The 1428-nt window shown below is 62.6% G+C and carries 1 protein-coding gene; it reads right to left on the bottom strand.

The genetic code is table 11. From position 1 onward, the window contains the following. Positions 1-110: 110 nt before the first annotated feature. Positions 111-1379, bottom strand: a complete 1269-nt coding sequence (thiH, locus tag AAC083_RS16355) for a 2-iminoacetate synthase ThiH (protein ID WP_108537161.1) — start codon at positions 1377-1379, stop codon at positions 111-113. Positions 1380-1428: the final 49 nt, after the last annotated feature.

The following is a 1428-nucleotide window of genomic DNA, read 5'->3' as shown; positions in this document are numbered from 1 at the left end:
AAAAAACCAATAAAAACAATGCCAGTCAGGCTTAACTGACTGGCATTAGTGCAATGCGCTTCGCTTATTGCACCCTACTTTTATGGTTCCTGCGTTGTCACATCATTTGGTTATCGGCCCAAGAAAGGCTCCCAATCCTTAAACACCGGCTGCAACCCTGCCTGCCGCACGGCGGCGGCGACCTCACCGAGGGATCTGTCGTCATGGATGGCGAACTGTTCCAGCTCCTCTTTATCCCCCTCGGCATAGCCACCCGGCTGGGTGCGCGACTCGGCCGACATCTGGGTGATGCCAAGGCGCAGGGCACCGTTGCGAAACGCAGGGGATTCGCGGGTCGAGAGCGACAACTCCAGGGTCGGCGAGAAGAGGCGCCAGGCGCAGATCAGTTGCACCAGCTGCCTGTCCGACATCACCACCTCGGGCTGCAGGCCGCCGGTGCAGGGGCGCAGACGCGGAAACGACAGCGAATAGCGGCTCTGCCAGTGGTGACGCTCCATCCAGCTCAGGTGCTCGGCCACAAAGTAGCTGTCGGCACGCCAGTCCGGTGACAGGCCGATCAGCGCCCCCAGCCCAATCTTGTCGATGCCGGCGCGACCGAGCCGCTCCGGGGTGGCAAGCCGCCACGCAATATCCTGCTTGTTGCCGCGCAGATGATGGCGGGCGTAACTGGGGGCGTGATAGGTCTCCTGATAGACCATGACGGCATCCAGCCCCAGGGTTTTGAGCTCGGCGTAATCGGCTTGCGACAGTGGCTGAACCTCCATCGCCACTGCGCTGAAATGGCGGCGGATCTGCGGCAGGTGCTCACGAAAATAGGCCATGCCTACCTTGCTCTCGTGCTCGCCGGTCACCAGCAGCACGCTGTCAAAGCCCCGCGCCTTGATGGCCAGACATTCGCGTTCAATTTCCTCTGCATCCAGCGTCTTGCGCTTGAGACGGTTGCTCATGGAGAAGCCGCAATAGGAGCAGTCGTTGGCACAGAGGTTCGACAGATAGAGCGGCACATAGAAGCCGGTGGTATTGCCGAAACGCTGGCGGGTGAGGCGCTCGGCCTCAGCCGCCATCTGCGGCAAAAACGCCTCGGCGGCCGGGGAGATAAGCGCCATAAAGTCGGCCAGGGTGCGGCGGGGAGTGGTCAGCGCCCGCTCGACATCCCGGGTCGTCTTGGCGCGGATCTGCATGCCGATATCGTCCCAATCAAGCTCCTGCCAGCGGTCGGCAAAATCCAACCCCCTCCCGGCCTCCCCCTTGGCAGGGGAAGGTGCGCAGGGCTCGTCCCATGCCAGCGCCGGTTCAGCCTCTGCCCTCACCCCAAGCCCCGCTCCCAAAGGGAGAGAGGAGCATACAGACGCCTCATTTCCCCCCACGCCCTGGCTCATAGCGCCTCCAGAAAATCGGTGAGCGGGCTGGAGGCGCTGGCTTGCAGAG

It is taken from the genome of Aeromonas sp. HMWF014, from assembly GCF_963878295.1.
GTDB lineage: Bacteria > Pseudomonadota > Gammaproteobacteria > Enterobacterales > Aeromonadaceae > Aeromonas > Aeromonas popoffii.
This window is presented reverse-complemented; position numbering and strand designations above follow the sequence as displayed.

Bases quoted from the DNA above. Each gene is read 5' to 3' on its own strand.
- thiH (WP_108537161.1), bottom strand. From the start codon at position 1,379: ATGAGCCAGGGCGTGGGGGGAAATGAGGCGTCTGTATGCTCCTCTCTC.